Source organism: Candidatus Symbiopectobacterium sp. 'North America', from assembly GCF_015762685.1.
Classification (GTDB): Bacteria; Pseudomonadota; Gammaproteobacteria; order Enterobacterales; family Enterobacteriaceae; genus Symbiopectobacterium.
In genome coordinates, this window is record NZ_PEHF01000084.1 from 63,204 (window position 1) to 77,457 (window position 14,254).

The 14,254-nt window shown below is 53.8% G+C and carries 10 protein-coding genes and 1 pseudogene; 1 reads left to right on the forward strand and 10 read right to left on the reverse strand.

What is annotated here, in order from left to right; genetic code table 11:
- Nucleotides 1-34: 34 nt before the first annotated feature.
- Nucleotides 35-1,315: a citrate synthase gene (locus CS369_RS17520; RefSeq protein WP_196908097.1), complete on the reverse strand. Its 1,281-nt coding sequence runs from the start codon at nucleotides 1,313-1,315 to the stop codon at nucleotides 35-37.
- Nucleotides 1,316-1,587: 272 nt separating this feature from the next.
- Between CS369_RS17520 and CS369_RS17525 the strand changes: the two genes are divergently transcribed.
- Nucleotides 1,588-3,912: a Tex family protein gene (locus CS369_RS17525; protein ID WP_196908098.1), complete on the forward strand. Its 2,325-nt coding sequence runs from the start codon at nucleotides 1,588-1,590 to the stop codon at nucleotides 3,910-3,912.
- Nucleotides 3,913-4,169: 257 nt separating this feature from the next.
- On the opposite strand, the gene CS369_RS17530 is transcribed toward CS369_RS17525, so the two are convergent.
- The 9 genes and pseudogenes from CS369_RS17530 to bioH form a co-directional block, all read right to left on the reverse strand.
- Nucleotides 4,170-4,397, reverse strand: coding sequence for a YdgH/BhsA/McbA-like domain containing protein (locus CS369_RS17530; protein ID WP_196908099.1), 228 nt, complete (start codon nucleotides 4,395-4,397; stop codon nucleotides 4,170-4,172).
- Between the two features lie 226 nt (nucleotides 4,398-4,623).
- Nucleotides 4,624-5,640 (reverse strand): annotated as a pseudogene (locus tag CS369_RS23970) (omptin family outer membrane protease).
- Nucleotides 5,641-5,832: 192 nt separating this feature from the next.
- Nucleotides 5,833-7,098, reverse strand: a complete 1,266-nt coding sequence (locus CS369_RS17545; protein WP_196908101.1) for an FtsX-like permease family protein — start codon at nucleotides 7,096-7,098, stop codon at nucleotides 5,833-5,835.
- Nucleotides 7,095-7,784, reverse strand: coding sequence for an ABC transporter ATP-binding protein (locus CS369_RS17550; protein WP_196908102.1), 690 nt, complete (start codon nucleotides 7,782-7,784; stop codon nucleotides 7,095-7,097). The genes CS369_RS17545 and CS369_RS17550 overlap by 4 nt, the downstream gene beginning before the upstream one ends.
- An 8-nt stretch (nucleotides 7,785-7,792) precedes the next feature.
- Nucleotides 7,793-8,281: a hypothetical protein gene (locus CS369_RS17555; RefSeq protein ID WP_244665077.1), complete on the reverse strand. Its 489-nt coding sequence runs from the start codon at nucleotides 8,279-8,281 to the stop codon at nucleotides 7,793-7,795.
- A 9-nt stretch (nucleotides 8,282-8,290) separates the two neighbouring features.
- Nucleotides 8,291-8,416 carry a hypothetical protein gene (locus tag CS369_RS24685; protein WP_280514821.1) on the reverse strand — a complete coding sequence of 42 codons (126 nt, stop codon included), beginning with the start codon at nucleotides 8,414-8,416 and terminating at the stop codon, nucleotides 8,291-8,293.
- On the reverse strand, nucleotides 8,401-10,029 hold the full coding sequence (locus CS369_RS17560; protein ID WP_244665078.1) for an alkaline phosphatase: 1,629 nt from the start codon (nucleotides 10,027-10,029) through the stop codon (nucleotides 8,401-8,403). The genes CS369_RS24685 and CS369_RS17560 overlap by 16 nt, the downstream gene beginning before the upstream one ends.
- A 163-nt stretch (nucleotides 10,030-10,192) precedes the next feature.
- Nucleotides 10,193-13,303, reverse strand: coding sequence for a multidrug efflux RND transporter permease AcrD (gene acrD / locus CS369_RS17565; RefSeq protein ID WP_196908103.1), 3,111 nt, complete (start codon nucleotides 13,301-13,303; stop codon nucleotides 10,193-10,195).
- Between the two features lie 177 nt (nucleotides 13,304-13,480).
- Complete coding sequence (bioH, locus tag CS369_RS17570; protein WP_196908104.1) at nucleotides 13,481-14,248, reverse strand: pimeloyl-ACP methyl ester esterase BioH; 768 nt, start codon at nucleotides 14,246-14,248, stop codon at nucleotides 13,481-13,483.
- Between the last annotated feature and the right edge of the window lie 6 nt (nucleotides 14,249-14,254).

Consider the following 14,254-nt stretch of genomic DNA (forward strand, 5'->3'; position numbering starts at 1 on the left):
CCATCCTCCGTTTTCACGGAGGATGGCTGATGCATTATTTCAACTGTGATGCGTAGTCCCGACGCGGTTGGCCAGTATAAATCTGGCATGGGCGATAGATTTTGGGTTCCTGAGTGTGCAGTTCCTTCCAGTGGGCAATCCAACCGATAGTACGGCCTACCGCAGAGATCACCGGGAACATAGAGGGCGGCAGCCTCATGGCTTTCAGGATCACCGCCGTGTAGAAATCCACACTCGTGTAGAGGCGATGCTCAAGGAAATAGGGATCGGTCATGGCGATATGTTCCAGTTCCATAGCTACCTGCATCAGATTATCTTTCGGTCCCATCTCATTGAGTACCTCATGACATGTTTTTCGTAGCACGGCCGCACGCGGGTCAAAATGGTGATATACCGAGTTACCGAAGCCCAGCAAACGGAACGAGTCGCGGCGATCTTTGGCCCTGCGGACAAAATCAGGAATACGTTCAACGGTATTGATCTCTTCCAGCATGCGTATACAGGCTTCATTGGCACCGCCGTGGTTGGGTCCCCACATGGTTGCAAGCCCAGCTGCAATGCACGCGAAGGGGTTGGCACCGGAGGAGCCGGATGCTCTCACTGCGGTGGTAGAGGGGCATTGGCCGTGATCGGCGTGCAAAATCAGCATCCGGTTCATCGCACGTTCCAGCACCGGGTTAACCTCATATTTTTCCGCCGGAACGGAAAACAGCATATGCAGGAAACTGCCGGTATAAGAGAGACTGTTGCGCGGATAGGCGCCCGGTTGCTCAATGGAGAATTTGTAGCTCATGGCGGCCAGCGTCGGCATCTTCGATAAGAGGCGCAGCGCCGCCAGCTCGCGGTGATCTTCGTTGTGAATATCCAGCACGTCGTGATAAAACGCCGCCAGCGCCCCGACCACCGCGCACATCAGCGCCATCGGGTGCGAGTCACGACGAAACCCACTGACCATACGCGAGATCTGCTCATGAATCATGGTATGTCGCGTGATGCTGTTGACAAACTGATCGTACTGTTCACGATTCGGCGCATCACCGTGCAGCATGATGTAACACACCTCGGTGAAATCACATTTCTCAGCCAGTTGCTCCACCGGAAACCCGCGATGCAACAGCACGCTATTGGCGGCGTCAATATAGGTGATGGCGGATTCACACCCGGCCGTGTTATTAAACCCCAGATCGTAGCTACACAGCCCCTGCGCACCTAACGGACGAATGTCTACGGCCTCTTTGCCCAACACGCCCGCACGCACATTAAGTGCAATGTTCTTTTTTCCTTCCATCGTCAGGATGGATTTCTTGACTGTCATTATTCTTTCTCCCGTCCGAATGCGCCTTTCACCAACATGACACCCCATAACGCGAATCTGCGCAGCATTACCGTAACACAGCCAGAGTACACTCCGTACCGCACCTTTCCTTAATACGCGAAAAAAGGCTTTAAATTCGAACAATTCGCTGAAAAATTGACATAGGTAAATTTTCTGAGAAGCCATAATGCCGACTGGCATTTTTGCTACGCAATCCGTATAACTGTCCCCGATTAGTTAACTCACCCCTTGATGATGATTGAATTCCGATTATGAATGATGCATTGAGCCAGATTATCGCCAGCGAATTGCAGGCGCGAAAGGAGCAGATTGACGCCGCCGTCCGCCTGCTGGACGAAGGGAACACCGTACCGTTCATCGCTCGTTACCGTAAGGAAGTGACTGGCGGGTTGGATGATACCCAACTGCGCCAGTTGGAAAGCCGCCTCGGTTACTTGCGCGAACTGGAAGAACGGCGTCAGACCATTCTGAAATCGATCGAAGAGCAAGGAAAATTAACACCACCACTGGCTTTGGCGATTAATGGCACCCTGAGTAAGACAGAGCTGGAAGATCTCTATCTGCCGTACAAGCCCAAACGCCGTAGTCGTGGACAAATTGCCATCGAAGTCGGGCTGGAACCGCTGGCAGACAGCCTGTGGCAAGACCCGAGCCAGGTGCCTGAAGAGGCGGCACTGGCCTATGTCGCCGAAGACAAAGACGTTGCCGATGTCAAAGCCGCGCTGGACGGTGCGCGCTACATTCTGATGGAGCGTTTCGCAGAAGATGCCATCTTGCTGGCCAAGGTACGCGACTATTTGTGGAAAAATGCCCATCTGGTCGCACGCGTGGTTGAAGGCAAAGAAGATGAAGGCGCGAAGTTCCGCGACTACTTTGCCCATCAAGAACCGATCGCCAGCGTGCCATCACACCGTGCACTGGCGATGTTTCGCGGCCGCAACGAAGGGGTACTGCAACTCGCCCTGAACGCCGACCCACAGTTTGACGAGCCGCCGCGCGAAAGCCAGGGTGAACAGATCATCCTTTCACACCTGAATTTGCAGCTTAACAACGCTCCTGCCGACAGTTGGCGTCGTGCGGTGATCAACTGGACTTGGCGTATCAAGGTGCTGTTGCATCTGCAAACCGAGCTGATGGGCACCGTGCGTGAAAAGGCCGAAGAAGAAGCCATCAATGTGTTTGCACGCAACCTGCACGATCTGCTGATGGCCGCGCCTGCCGGAATGCGCGCCACCATGGGGCTCGATCCGGGTTTGCGCACGGGCGTGAAAGTCGCTGTGGTAGATGCCACTGGCAAACTGGTTGCCACGGATACGATTTACCCACATACCGGACAGGCTGCCAAGGCGGCCCCGATCATCGCGGCACTATGCGTTAAGCATCAGGTAGAACTCGTGGCGATCGGCAACGGCACCGCATCACGTGAAACAGAACGTTTCTTCCTCGATACACAAAAACAGTTCCCGGCAATCAATGCCCAGAAGGTGATTGTCAGTGAGGCAGGTGCTTCAGTGTATTCTGCATCAGAGCTGGCGGCGCTGGAATTCCCCAGTCTGGATGTTTCCCTGCGCGGTGCGGTTTCTATTGCGCGTCGCTTGCAGGACCCTCTGGCAGAGCTGGTGAAGATCGATCCCAAATCCATCGGTGTCGGCCAATACCAGCACGATGTGAGCCAAGTGCAACTGGCGAAAAAACTTGATGCGGTGGTGGAAGACTGCGTTAACGCCGTGGGCGTCAACCTGAATACAGCATCAGTGGCGCTGCTGACGCGTGTTGCTGGGCTCAGCAAAATGATGGCGCAGAATATTGTCAACTGGCGTGACGAAAACGGACGCTTTGACAACCGTCAGCAGTTGCTCAAGGTCAGTCGCCTGGGGCCAAAAGCCTTCGAACAGTGCGCCGGATTCCTGCGTATCAACCACGGCGATAACCCGCTGGATGCCTCGACGGTTCACCCAGAAGCCTACCCGGTGGTCGAACGCATTCTGGAAGCCACACGCCAGACACTGCGCGATTTGATGGGTGACTCCGCCGCGCTGCGCAAACTCAAGGCGGTGGATTTCACTGACACACGTTTCGGATTACCCACGGTGACAGACATCGTGAAAGAGTTGGAAAAACCTGGGCGCGATCCTCGACCGGAGTTTAAAACCGCTGCGTTCGCCGAAGGGGTGGAAACGCTCAACGATCTGCTGCCGGGTATGGTGCTTGAAGGGGCGGTCACCAACGTCACCAACTTTGGCGCTTTCGTGGATATTGGCGTACATCAGGATGGCTTGGTGCACATTTCGTCGCTGTCCGATCGCTATGTCGACGATCCGCACAAGGTGGTGAAAGCCGGTGATATTGTGAAGGTCAAGGTGCTGGAGGTCGATCTGCAACGTAAGCGTATCGCGCTGACCATGCGTCTCGATGAACAGCCGGGTGACACCCCGTCACGCCGTAGCGCCAGCGGAGCCCAACGCAACACCGGATCTCGCCCTGCTCATCATGCACCGCGTGCAAAACAGCCGCAGAGCTCAGCAGGCAATAGCGCCATGAGCGATGCACTGGCCGCCGCATTTAAAAAACGTTAGCTTTTTGTATACCCTAAATAATTCGAGTTACAGGAAGGCGGCAAGTGAGGAAAGCCCGATGAGCTTACTCAAGTAATTGATTCGGATGACAAATCTGCCGAGAGCAGATTTGAACGCCGCGTGCGGCGGCCTCGTAAGAGGTGAGGCCCAGGGATGGGCCGAATAACGAGCACAGCCAACGCACATGTAACTTGAAGTATGACGGGTATAAGAAAAGGGAGCCATTGGCTCCCCTTGTAACATTTGCTCGACTTCACTTATTTATACAGAACTGCCGTGCCGCGCAGTTGGTTATCACCGGTAGCAGAAACGATACGGTAAGAAGATGCACCTGCTGCCTGTGCTTTAGCGGCAACTTGCGATTCAAAACCGCTCAGCGTTTTAGCGCCACTTACGGAAACGGTACCGATCTGCTCTGCGGCGAAGGTGCTGAAAGAGAGAGAAGTCAGGGCCAATACTGCTGCAAAAGTTTTGATGGTTTTCATGATGCTAATCCTTATCTCTGTGGTTAGGTAGAAAGCGACGTGCTTTCGATGAAGAGAAGAATAGCGCCACTACTCGGTAATGAATAGCTAAGTGATTTTCTGTGGTAAGTCAATTTTTTTGAACAAAAATCATTGCCGGTCTCGATCTGTTTTTCTGACGTCATCAGCTGATGGGGCCAGGATACCCCACTACGGCGAAAACTACGCGGGCAACCCTTGGTGACGATTAAAAACGGTATGTCAGGCCTGCTGTCACCATGTAATACTCATTGGTAATACCCGACGCGTGACCGCCAATATATCCCTGCTCCCCTGAAACCTGATCGATAATTTGCGTCCCTCCTCTACTCTCATCATATTTATTCCAACTCAGCGCGGTAAATACCTTGACACAGGATGTCAGATAATAACCAATGTCCACCAACACGGAATAATAACGCCCATAATTGCCTTCATCGCGAAAAGTCAATTGGCGAAAATAGTGCTCATCATTATCACGTGCTTTGACCCAAGGGCTATATTTCGCAAGTGCACTCAGCTCAAAATTCTGATAGCACACGATCCCGGTCACCCCCAGATATGGGGCATCGAATTGTTGCCTGTAGCCACCACGATTACTGCCCCGTTCAAATGCCCCCACCGTTTCACCGTTATCATACTGATAAAACCCACCCAGAGTCGTCCAGCTATAACGCGTCTGTTGATAACCGACAATCCCTCCCAGTCGGTAATTGGGCTGGCTTACAACTCAGCTCTGAACCCCCATATCAAACGCATTCGCATGGTTCAGGCGACTATTGGGATGATAAGACCATTCACTCCAGTGCGCTTGATCGTCATAAAGCCAATCATAGTCATCCATTTTTGCGCTTCGCTCAGCGAATGTTGTCCAACCCCGAGCATTCAATGTTATGTGCGGGAATATATCCCAATTAACCGCCATTGCCATAATCGGGGTTTGCTTTATTTTCCAATCCAGTTGGCTGAGTTTATCTCCATTTTCCATGTAAACATTTTCGTGTGATTTTCCCTCTAACCATCCCAACGCCCCACTTATTGTTGCGGCGGTAACGGTGTTTTCGGCCTGAGCTGAAAATATCGTCATCATCCCGGCAACACAGTAGATAATTACGTATTGTTGCTGCATGAGCAATTCCTTAATAAATGCGTGAATGATTTTTATCGAAAAGTAAACTCGCACAAAAACAGAAAAATATAGGAATAACACATTTTTCTGAGTCATTTTTTAAACATGAAGGTGCCAAATATTAACGTCAGTCATCTATTCAGAATATAACGGTGAGATGAGAGGGAATGAATTCAGAAAATGATTTACTAAAACAAGGCATTATCACCTTGGTCAATCATTGGTAATCGCAGAGAGAAAATATTGTCAGGTCATAACAAGAGGCCAAACGGCCCCTTGTTATATCCATTATTCCCCGCGCAATGCCGCCGCAGGAGACTGTCGATAGGAGAGCACGGAAGGAAGCGTCAGCACCACGGCAGCCACGGCCAGCAGTAGCAGCACGAACCACAGATCGTCTTCGCCCAACGTAATCGGCAAGACAAAGCCACTCTTTTCACTCATGATAATCGCCACGGCCTGAGCAGCGGCATAGCCCAGCCCCACACCGATCGCCACACCGGCAAACACCAGTGACATCAATCCGCTCCAGATCAACAGGAAAATACCGGTACGCGGCGCGCCGAAAGCACGCAATGCACCGATTTGCTTCTGGCGTTGGCGTAAATGCATCACCGCTACCAGCGCCACCGCCATTCCCACCAACCCTTGCGTACCTATCGCGATATACATCAACAACGCACGAATATCACCGAGGATGGAATAGAGCTTCACCAGCACCTCTCCCGGGAATACAGCCTGCGTCGCCGTGCTGCGATAGAGTGAGCGCAGTTGGTAAGCGCCAGCAATACTTAAGGGTTTTACTACGATGGCAGGAACACCCACCTCATGGTGATGCACTTCACTGTCATCATGGTGTTCATGTGTATCACCCTCGGCGTGCTCATGCCCATCATCATGATCATGATGCTCGTGCTCATCGTCATGGTCACTGGGTGCATGGATGCCGTGCACACGGCATACCGCGTTGACCGGCACCAGAATGGCTTTATCCCAGGCGCTGCCGTCGGCGGGCAGCACGCCGACCACGGTATAGCGCACTTCCGCATGGGCCCCCTCTTCCCCGACCTGGCCGTGCACCGGGCTAAAGGTGCTGCCAATCGACAGTCCGGTCCCTGCGCCCACTACAGCTTCAAATCCATCGTTAAACACCCGACCAGCTAGCAATCGGCGTTTCCCAACATCCGTCACCAATGCCGCGTTAGTCCCCACGATCGGCATACCTTGATAAAAATCACCAAACGCCACCGGTGCCGCCCAGGCCACCAGCGGGTTTTTCTGTACCTCATCCAGCACCTGTGCCGGAATCAGTGTCAATGCAGAAGGCTGGAGAAAGACTGACGAGAGCACCAGTTGCGTTTCGCTCCCCGGTGCACCGATAACCAGATCGAAACGGTCCGCCGCCTTGGCGTTGCCCATACGCAGAGCACACTCCTGTAAACTCACAGAAATACTCAACGCGGTCGCCAACGCAATCAGTATCACCACCACTACCACTACCACGCCCGGCCACAGTCGACGCCAGTCTGCGATAATCAAACGCCATGGGATCATCCCTGTACCTCCTGAGAGTCATCCGCCACTTGCTGTCCTTTTTCCAACTGAATACAGAGCGACATCAACGCGGCCAGCCGTTTGTCGTGCGTAATGGCAATCAGCGTACTGCGCTGTTCCCGGGCCAACGTGACGAGGAGATCGGCGATCTGCTCACCGTTGTGTGCATCCAGACTGGCCGTAGGCTCATCGGCAACGATAATTTCCGGAGTCGCCAAGAGAGCGCGCGCTACGGCCACACGCTGTTTCTCAACGCGCGACAGCACTTCAATCGGTCGATTACCGGTGTTCACACCGACGCGATCCAGCAACATTTTCCCCCGCGCCTTCAATGGAGCAGGCAGATGACAATGGTGAAAACGTGCTGGCAGCAGCACGTTCTCCAGCGCATCAAGGCCGGGAAACAAATGAAAATCTTGCATAATCAGACCAACATGACGAGCACGCCAGCGATCGCGTTCGGCTTCTGACAGTTGACGAATATCCTGCTCGCCCCAGCGCACACTGCCAGTGCCCTCACAATCCATGCCCGTGATGGCATTGACTAACGTGGTTTTCCCCGAGCCTGATGGCCCCATTACCGCCACGCAACTGCCCGCCGCAATCTGCAATTGGGCAATGTCCAGCACGGCATTGGGAATATAAGGAAAAGAGACCGTTAAATTTTCAATATGCAAATCAGCCACAGCGGCTCCTAAGGAGTATCAAAGCGGGCATCGCGCAGGCGTAACAGGCTGACAAACCCGGTTTCCGGGTCCGTCCAGGAGCCAAACTCCAGCACGCCTTCCACATCGATAATGGTGTTGTTCTGTACGAAAGTTTGCCGTTTTGACAGGTAAACCACCACGATATCCTCCGGCCAGTCGGCGTCGGAAGAGCAGAACGGGCAGAGTGCCATCGGCATTTTGGTTAACACAAAGAATTGGGATTCAGCCTTGAGCTGTGGGGCCATAAAGTCGCGCATTTTGACGCGTTTTCCCGAGAGTTTTTTTACCTCATCGGAAAATTCCAACCCCAGCACGCCATACGAGGCATAGAGTTTATCGAAAGATAGTGTGGGCAATGCGGCACGCGTGGTGCCGATCAGGCTAAGCATTAACACGCAGACGCCGGTCATGCGCCACAACACCGAGAAGAATAACGGCGGGCTCTCCCCCGCCGGACGTAACGTAAGGCTCTTCATTACAGCGCGTTACTTGGTGGCTTGTGGTTTCAGCGCCAGCGCATCAACAATCACGCGGAACAACTCGGTATTTTCCATATACCCGCGAATTTTTTCACCGCCAGGGCCACTGGCGTGAATCACCATGTCATCCACGGCGTGAACGCCTGTGTCCGAAGAGCGCGGCAGAATGCCTTCACGGAACACGGCACGCTTTCATAGGCCTTGTTCGCTACATACTGGTCTTTTTCGTTCTTGATGGCAGGAACGAACTGATTATCCAGTTTCGGACGGAAGGTTTCATAGTAATCCGGGTAGTTGTTGAAGAATACCGCTAAACGTTTAGAGACGTTGATGTCATCCGGGTAGCCATCTTTGTTGGCATCTTTGTAGTTCGGGAAGCCAGCATCTTCATACACGCCCACTTTTTCACGCATCTCGGTACCCGGTTTATCATCATCCCCCGTACCGATAATCGACAGGCCGTGCGTATGGTCACCGGTGACAATGATCAGCGTATCCGGGTTCTTCTCAGCAAACTGTTTGGCAATGGCCACTGACTGATCCAGCATGATGGTGTTGGTAAAGGCGCGTTCCCAATCCAACGGGTGAGAGGCTTTGTCGATCAGCGCCGATTCCACCATCAGGAAGAAGCCGTCTTTGTTTTTCGACAGCACATCCAGCGCAGCCTGCGTCATATCAGTCAGATCCGGCTGATTGGGGAATTTCTTGGTCACGTCATTTTTCAGGAAACGGCGATCCAGCACACCATCCATATTGCCGGTATGGAACAACCCCAGCAGTTTGGTGGCCTGCTCAGCATTCTTCTTCAATCCGTCTGCGTCTGTGACCAGCGTATAGCCCGCTTGCTGGAATTTCTCAACGTAGTTGGTGTCATCCTTACGTTTAGAGCCAGCGGTGCTCTTCGGCAGGAAGTAGGCAGAACCGCCGCCCAGCATGACTGTCGGCTTCACGTTGTAGAACATCTCAACGATTTCCGCTTTATCGGCGCGACGACGGGTGTGAGACACCACCGCCGCTGGCGTGTCATCTTCCAGTTCAGCGTCACTGACCACGCCAACCGACATCTTGGAAGAACGGGTGATCAGTTCGCCCAGCGTTTCCTGTTTCGGATGCTCCAGCGAATTCTTGCTGCGGCTCACATAGACACCCAACGCATTCACGCCGGATTTGTGCCCCGTCATGTAGGCGCTCATGGTATTGGCGCTATCTGCCGCGATAGAGTCAGTACTGGAGGTACCGGCAAACGCCATGTATTGCAGATCGTCAATCGCCAGACGACCATCGGCTTTCCCTTCGGTCACGCCTTTGGAAAGGATGCGCGCGCCGGTGCGGTGCGCCACAGAGAGGCCATCACCGATAAACAGAATGACGTTCTTCGCTTTACGTTTTTCCGCGCTGGGATAGACATACCAGGTCACTTTCGACGTTTTGCCGTTAGCCTGCGCTTCTACTTCATACTTGCCTGCCTGCGGCAGGAACACATCGCGGATCCACACGGCAGAGACATCCTGCCCGTCTTCGCGCTCAACAAAGGTAGCGGATTTACCCAGTACCTGCTGGTAATCCTTGCCGTTGATCAGAATGCGGACATCTGCGGGTTTCAGTACAGCATCAAACTCAACTTTAAAGTCAAACTTACCGCCAGCCAGCATGGTGGCGCGGTCGATAGGGTAAATCGCTTGAGCCTGCGCGAACCCCGGCAGGGTGGAAGCAAACAGCAACGGCAGTAGCCAACGAGCGTTCATGGTCATGTCCTTGAGCGATAATATAATCAGGACATAACCTAGTTACCTTTGTTTACAGTGTGATGAATGTTGACAGGGATGGAGAGGTTTATTCGTCACGAGGCAGGCAGGAAAAAAATCCCCGTGACTCCCTCGGGGATAAGGAAAGAGAGACCAATAAGCACTACTCCGTTTTCTCTCTCAATGGGAAGCGGCGTCGTACTACGACGAAAAACAGGGGAACAAAGAAAATCGCCAGCACGGTGGCAGCCACCATGCCGCCAATCACGCCGGTGCCTACCGCGTGCTGGCTGGCGGAGCCCGCACTGGTGCTGGTTGCCATCGGCAACACACCAAAAACAAAGGCCAGTGACGTCATCAGGATGGGACGCAAGCGTTGGCGGGAAGCTTCCAGCGTGGCTTTGACGATATCCACGCCTTTGTAGTTCATATCGTTGGCAAACTCTACAATCAATATGGAGTTTTTGGCTGAGAGCCCGATCACTGTCAGCAGGCCAACCTGAAAATAAACATCGTTTTCCAGCCCGCGCGCCCAGGTTGCGATTAATGCGCCCAGCACGCCCAGCGGCATCACCAGCATCACGGAGAACGGCACGGACCAGCTTTCATACAGCGCCGCCAGACACAGGAACACTACCAGCAGAGAGATGACATAGAGCGCCGGAGCCTGTGCTCCGGTCATGCGCTCTTGCAGCGACATGCCGGTCCACTCCAGCCCAAACCCTTCTGGTAATTTAGCCACTAGTTGTTCCATCACATCCATGGCTGTACCGGTGCTGACGCCCGGCGCTGATTCGCCAAGGATCTCCAACGCGGAGAAACCGTTATAGCGTTCCAGTCGCGGCGAGCCGGTCATCCACGAGGTTTGCGCAAAGGCGGAGAACGGCACCATGCCTCCGCTGTCATTACGCACATACCATTTGTTGAGATCGTCTGGCAGCATGCGATAAGGGGCGTCTGCCTGCACATACACCTTTTTCACCCGTCCACGATCGATAAAATCGTTCACGTAAGTGGAGCCCCAGCCAATCTTCAGCGTACTGTTGATGTTGCTGATGGAAACCCCCAACGATTCCGCTTTGCGCTGATCGATGGTGATTTGCATTTGCGGACTGTCATCCAGACCGTTGTGGCGAACCCGGGTCAAACGCGCATCTCCAGCCGCCTGCGCCAGCAGCGTGTCACGCGCCACCATCAAAGCATCGTGCCCCAACCCTGCGCGATCCTGCAATTCCATATCAAACCCGGATGCGTTACCCAAACCGGAAATTGTCGGTGGTGTGCTGGCGAAAACTCTTGCCTCATTGATACGGCGGAAGGCGCGCGTTGCCCGCTCAACGATGGCACCTGCACTGTTTTTCGCGCCGGGACGTTCATCCCAATCTTTCAGACGTACAAACAGCTGTGCCACGTTCTGGCCGTTACCGCCGGGACCGTTACCGACGGCGGTAAACACCGACACCACATTCTCTTTTTCTTGCGTCATGTAATAAGCTTCCACCTTCTCGACCACTTTCAGCGTTTGCTGCTGTGTCGAGCCGGGCGGTAGCTGGATCTGCGTCATAAAGACGCCGCGATCTTCCTGCGGCAAAAACGAGGTAGGCAAGGTGCGAAACAGGAACGCCATAACACCAATAATCGCGAGGTAGAGCACAAACCAGCGGCCACTTTTGACCACTATCTTGCCAACACCGTGCTCATAACGTTCAGAGAGCTGATTAAACTGACGGTTAAACCAGCCGAAGAAGCCGCGTTTGCCATGGTGTTCGCCTTTCGCCAACGGTTTCAACAGCGTGGCGCACAGCGCGGGGGTTAAAATCAGCGCCACCAACACTGACAGCACCATCGCAGAGATGATGGTAATGGAGAACTGGCGGTAAATAGCGCCGGTCGTGCCGCCAAAAAACGCCATTGGTACAAATACCGCAGAAAGCACCAGAGCAATGCCCACCAATGCACTTTGCACCTGTTGCATTGACTTGCGCGTCGCGGCTCTGGGACTCAGCCCTTCCTCGTTCATTACGCGCTCAACGTTTTCCACCACCACGATGGCATCATCCACCAGCAGCCCGATGGCGAGCACCATGGCGAACATGGTCAACGTGTTGAGGCTAAAGCCAAAAGCATAGAGCACGGCAAACGTCCCCAGCAGCACCACGGCGACTGCGATAGTGGGGATGAGCGTAGCGCGGAAATTTTGCAAGAACAGGTACATCACCAAAAACACCAGCAGTACCGCTTCCAACAGCGTTTTGACCACATCCTCAATTGAGGCTTTTACAAAGGGTGAGGTTTCAAACGCGATTTTCACTTCCAGTCCTTGCGGGAAAAACGGGGACAGCTCGGCCAAGCGCGCGCGCACCAGCTTATTGGTTTCGATTTCATTAGCCCCGGACGCCAGTTTGATACCAAGCCCGGAGGCAGGCTGACCGTTGAAGTAGCTCAGCGAGTCGTAGTTTTCTGCCCCCAGTTCAATCTTCGCCACGTCGCCCAGCGTCACCGCAGAGCCATCCTGATTCACACGCAGGGTAATGGCGCGGAATTGCTCGGGCGTCTGCAACAGCGAGCGCGCGTTTACGGTGGCATTTAGTGACTGATAGTCTACAGATGGCGTGCCGCCGACCTGACCGACTGACACCTGACTGTTTTGCGATTGAATGGCGCTCACCACATCGCTGGCCGTCAGGGAAAAGGATTTGAGTTTGGACGGATCGAGCCAGATGCGCATGGCATACTGCGAACCGAAAATATCGACGCTACCCACACCGTTGATGCGGCTGAGCGGTTCTTGTACGTTACTGGCGACGTAGTCGGAGCTATCCTGTTTCTCCATGCTGCCGTCTGTCGAGACGAATGCGATCATCAGGATATTGGTGTCTTCCGTCTTGTTGACGGTAACCCATTGTTGTTGCACATCCTGCGGCAATTTTCGCATCGCGGATTGCAACTGGTTCTGCACCTGCTGACGGGCGTTATCCGGATCGGTGCCCGCATCAAAGCTTAAGGTAATGCGTGTCTGACCGGAGCTGCTTTGCGATGACATGTACATCAGATGATCGAGCCCGGTCATGCTCTGCTCGATAATCTGCGTCACGGTGTTTTCCATAGTCTGCGCAGAAGCGCCCGGATAGGAAGCGGTGATACGCACATTGGGCGGTGCCAAATCGGGGTATTGCTCAACCGCCAACGAGGCGATCGCCATCATGCCACCCAAACTCAGCAGGATGGCCAGTACCCAGGCAAAGATCGGGCGATCAATAAAAAAATTCGCCATCGAAACAACGCTCCTTCAGACTATTTTATACGTGGCGCATATTGTTGATTATTTATAGGTATCTTAAATAACGCACTACTTTACCCTGTCACCACACGCAACATCATGGAGAAAATGAGGAGAATATGTAAATTAACGTTGGTGAGACATTTTTTTGTGCCTTTACTCAACAAAGCGTTAGACACCAGCAAACGCGCAAACCGTTTCGGCGAAGGCATCCGGGTGAGAAATAAACGGTGCATGCGCCGCCTGCGCCATCACTACTGAATCACTATCGGGCCAGCGTTCATCAAGCAGGCTCGCCACTTTACGTGGTACCAGCCCATCCAGCGCCCCGTAAATACGCAGCATCGGCAACGTCAACGACGCCATCGCCTCGAGCAAGTCGGTCTGGCGCAAAATGTCCAAGCCCCCCTCAAGCACCTCAATGCTCGGCATCGGCTGCTCCAGCACCACACTTTTTAGCAGACGCGCATCCTGACGTGCGCTGCCTGTGCCCAGCGTTTGCAATGCCAGAAACCGTTCCACGGTGAGCTGAAAATCTTCGCTAAGCTGCTGCTGAAAACCCTGCAACACCGTAGGTTTAATGCCGGGCCACTCCTCGTGAGCGCTGAAACAGGGGGAGGAGGCGACCGTGACCAAATCACTGACACGCGCAGGCGCACTGAGTGCCGCCTGACTGGCAACCAGTCCGCCCAGCGACCATCCCAACCAGACAGCCTGCTCGGGTGCCTGTGCCAGCACGATACCGGCCATGTCAGCAAGCGGTAACGCTCCATATCCCACACTACGGCCATAACCGGGAAGATCCACACAGTGCAGCCGAAAATGCGGAGCCAATCGCGCCGCAATACCCTGCCATACCTGCGCGTTCAACCCCCATCCGTGCAGCAACACAAGATCGCGTTTCCCTTCCCCTTCGGTGTGCCAGTAGAGCGTTGTCATCAATTA

Excerpts from the sequence above, each read along its gene's own strand:
- CS369_RS17520 (WP_196908097.1), bottom strand. The coding sequence starts at position 1,315 with ATGACAGTCAAGAAATCCATCCTGACGATGGAAGGAAAAAAGAACATT.
- CS369_RS17525 (WP_196908098.1), top strand. The coding sequence starts at position 1,588 with ATGAATGATGCATTGAGCCAGATTATCGCCAGCGAATTGCAGGCGCGA.
- CS369_RS17530 (WP_196908099.1), bottom strand. The coding sequence starts at position 4,397 with ATGAAAACCATCAAAACTTTTGCAGCAGTATTGGCCCTGACTTCTCTC.
- CS369_RS17545 (WP_196908101.1), bottom strand. The coding sequence starts at position 7,098 with ATGATCCCATGGCGTTTGATTATCGCAGACTGGCGTCGACTGTGGCCG.
- CS369_RS17555 (WP_244665077.1), bottom strand. The coding sequence starts at position 8,281 with ATGAAGAGCCTTACGTTACGTCCGGCGGGGGAGAGCCCGCCGTTATTC.
- CS369_RS17560 (WP_244665078.1), bottom strand. The coding sequence starts at position 10,029 with ATGAACGCTCGTTGGCTACTGCCGTTGCTGTTTGCTTCCACCCTGCCG.
- acrD (WP_196908103.1), bottom strand. The coding sequence starts at position 13,303 with ATGGCGAATTTTTTTATTGATCGCCCGATCTTTGCCTGGGTACTGGCC.
- bioH (WP_196908104.1), bottom strand. The coding sequence starts at position 14,248 with ATGACAACGCTCTACTGGCACACCGAAGGGGAAGGGAAACGCGATCTT.